This window comes from Trichocoleus sp. FACHB-262, from assembly GCF_014696035.1.
In the GTDB taxonomy this organism is placed as follows: Bacteria; Cyanobacteriota; Cyanobacteriia; order FACHB-46; family FACHB-46; genus Trichocoleus.
Genome location: NZ_JACJPK010000035.1, coordinates 1 through 2,875 on the forward strand (window position 1 = coordinate 1; position 2,875 = coordinate 2,875).

4 protein-coding genes are annotated in these 2,875 nt (G+C 48.6%); 3 read left to right on the forward strand and 1 reads right to left on the reverse strand.

Annotation, left to right across the window (positions count from 1 at the left end; all coding sequences use genetic code 11):
• Both H6F68_RS08015 and H6F68_RS08020 read left to right on the forward strand, forming a co-directional pair.
• Nucleotides 1-509 (forward strand): sensor histidine kinase (locus H6F68_RS08015; RefSeq protein WP_242065411.1); only part of this gene is annotated, 509 nt, incomplete at its 5' end.
• A gap of 135 nt (nucleotides 510-644) precedes the next feature.
• Complete coding sequence (locus H6F68_RS08020; RefSeq protein ID WP_190557965.1) at nucleotides 645-794, forward strand: hypothetical protein; 150 nt, start codon at nucleotides 645-647, stop codon at nucleotides 792-794.
• Between the two features lie 3 nt (nucleotides 795-797).
• Here H6F68_RS08020 and H6F68_RS28415 read toward each other — a convergent pair whose 3' ends face one another.
• Complete coding sequence (locus tag H6F68_RS28415; RefSeq protein WP_199299977.1) at nucleotides 798-1,730, reverse strand: hypothetical protein; 933 nt, start codon at nucleotides 1,728-1,730, stop codon at nucleotides 798-800.
• Between the two features lie 558 nt (nucleotides 1,731-2,288).
• Here H6F68_RS28415 and H6F68_RS08030 point away from each other — a divergent pair.
• Nucleotides 2,289-2,708 carry a hypothetical protein gene (locus H6F68_RS08030; protein ID WP_190557966.1) on the forward strand — a complete coding sequence of 140 codons (420 nt, stop codon included), beginning with the start codon at nucleotides 2,289-2,291 and terminating at the stop codon, nucleotides 2,706-2,708.
• The last annotated feature ends 167 nt before the right edge of the window (nucleotides 2,709-2,875 follow it).

Genomic DNA, 2,875 nt, shown 5'->3' on the forward strand with positions numbered 1-2,875 from the left:
ATGTTCACGAAGGCATCGACAGCACGCTGCTGATTCTGCAACACCGTCTCAAAGCTAGATCCGAACGGCCAGAAATCGAGGTTATCAAACACTGCACGAAGCTACCCCTGGTTGAATGCTACGCCGGACAGCTCAACCAAGTGTTTATGAATATCTTGGTCAATGCTATTGATGCGATCGAGGAAAACAACGCCAAGCGCACTTATCAAGAGCTGAAAGACCACCCCAGCCGCATTACCATCCGCACATCAATGGTTGACGCTGCCTGGGTAGAAGTGGCGATCGCGGACAACGGAGTGGGGATTGCGCAAGCGGTGCAAAAACGCATCTTTGATCCCTTCTTCACGACCAAGGCATTGGGGAAAGGCACTGGGATGGGGATGTCGATTAGCTACCAAATCATCACCGAAAAACATCGGGGCAGATTAGAGTGCATTTCAACGCCTGGCAGGGGCACTGAGTTCATCATTCAAATCCCACTCCGCCAAGGCGTGCAGCAAGCACCTTAGCTGCTCATCGCCCCTCTATCTGTTTTCACAAGGGCGATCGCCTTTTAACCCCAGAGCTACTGCAAGCAGATGTCCAAACCTTGGACATCTAGCAGGGATGAGCAGCAGTTCAGTGAATGAGGTTGCGTTCCCCAAATGGAAAAAGTTATAGGGGCGATCGCTTTAGTAAAGGGCCAGAGGCGATCGCCGGTTTTTCAAAACTCTGGCAAGGGTGCCAAATTATTCCTTGTGGGGTGGGTGACTGCTCCGCTGAGTTTAACTACATCCCAGAGTACTCACGGGTAGAAGCTATAGCCAAAGCTCTGCCTGCTTCTTTTTCAAGCTTTTCATGTGACGGATGATTACGGCCCAAGGATTAATCCCCTGTATGAGTAGCAATCCTAGCCAGCAAAGCAGTTTGAGTTGGCTGAAAGCGGAAGGACGTGTGAGGCTTTCGTGGATAGCAATTCGGGCTTCATCCAAAAAGCTGTCGTATTCCTCCACAATGGGAGCGTCATGAAAGACCCGCCCATTAATGCCGTTAACACCACTCACCCAATAGTTTCCCATCTGAATGCGATCGAGCTGAGCCACTTCAAGGTGATAGAGGTCGTGATAGTGAATCCAAACGTTTCGAACTTTGACCCCTCTCTTACCGATTTTGATGGGAATCAGGCTGATACTGCCCAGTCCCTGCTTAAGCTTTACTGTTTTGGCATGATTGGTGCAATTTGCTAGCCCAACTTTCACCAGAGCCAGCAGATTTCTATGATGGTGAGTCCACCAGACGGCGAATTTTCCTTTTCCAGACATGCCTGACATCAATCGTTGATTCTGGTTTTGCTGAGACACTAGTGGTGTGTGGGAGGATTCGTCTAACAACAGCGAAAGATAGTAAGGAAAGCTGGTGAAGCAGAGGGGCGATCGCCTCAAATGCTGATGTTCTGGTTGAGTGAGGCACTCCCTAAACTGTTGTTTGAGGTGATGACGATACCGAGCTAAAGTATCTGCGCTTAGGCGATCGCGTCGTCTATAAACAGCAAAAGCCCGCAACAAGAGTCGTTTCGTTTGAGGTGCAACCTGTGCATCCAGCTTATCCTCTGCCCACAGCGCTATCTGCAACGTTGTTTGCTGCCGCTTTGATAAGTGATTTGCATTTAGCTGCTGCTGTTGGGAAGAAGCAGGGGGTTTAGCGGAACCTAAGCATTGAGTTAAACGGTGATGAGAAAGGTAGTCAAGCATGCTAGATTCAACATTCTACAATCTTTCTCGCAGGAGAAACGCTGTTTTTTGGGTGATATCTTAAGTCCAAGACCTCAGTACAGGACACAAGCGAGCAATTGTTGCCGTGGCCCATCAATGGTTGATTGCGGTCTATCACATACTGAAGCAGCATCAGCTCTATCAGGATTACCGGGCTAGCGACACTGGGTAACGCTCTCAAGCACAACGTTTGAAGAGACTGCAAAGCAATTCGAGCGGCTGGGCTATCAGTTTCAGCTCGTTCCGCTTCCTGTTACTCAACTACCCGCATAGTCTTCTATTTTCAAAGCAGCGATCGCTCTGGTGAAGTGCATGAGGCGATCGCTCTGGTGACGCAGAACCTAGGCCAAGCTTTGAAATTCAGAAAAATTTTGATTTTGGGATGAGTACTCGGTAGGGCGATCGGGGTTGGTCAGAATGGGGGTAGAGGAGCGATCGCAATCCAATCCTACGTTGAAATACTGAACAAAAGCGATGGGCTAGGATGAAGGTTGCTTGCTACCACTTCACAGAGTCGTCAGACCTTCAGTCTAGGTGATGAATTTACATGCTTCTAGGAACCTGCAATTTCTGAGTGAAGCACAGTACTGGATGTATGGCCCCTGCTTCAAGATCCAGTTCTACTTTCAAGAGAAGCGCTGCTCTCCTACAGACTTTGAGAGCGCACTTTTATCCGATCCAATGGTTCTTGCACCACCGCCATTGTCGTTGCCAATGCCCAAGGAGATGCCCAGCAGGTGTATCTTGGCGACAACCAATGGAGCAAAACCGCTCGGCTTTATCTATTTTGGTGGAGAGCAGGGTGATCATGACTACTATTACCTAGCAACCTATCCTCGACAGATAAAGCGGCACTGGGGGAATTTCACTGGAACGGAAATGCTGATGATTCTCCCAATGCAATCCAGTTTCATGCTGAATTGGTTTCCTTTGTTCGCAGGCTCCATTCTCAGTTGAACTTCCATTTAGTGGTGATGCGTGATGAAGCAGCACCGTGGTTCATCACGCATCACACCTCACTCACTATAGCAATCCTAATCAAGTTGTAAGGATAAGGAGAAGTTATTAGGCTGAGAGAAGGACTCGTAACTAACTCACAAGAAATGGATTCACTCCAGCAATTC

Coding starts and splice junctions, on each gene's coding strand:
- H6F68_RS08020 (WP_190557965.1), top strand. CDS start 645: ATGGAAAAAGTTATAGGGGCGATCGCTTTAGTAAAGGGCCAGAGGCGA.
- H6F68_RS28415 (WP_199299977.1), bottom strand. CDS start 1,730: ATGCTTGACTACCTTTCTCATCACCGTTTAACTCAATGCTTAGGTTCC.
- H6F68_RS08030 (WP_190557966.1), top strand. CDS start 2,289: ATGAATTTACATGCTTCTAGGAACCTGCAATTTCTGAGTGAAGCACAG.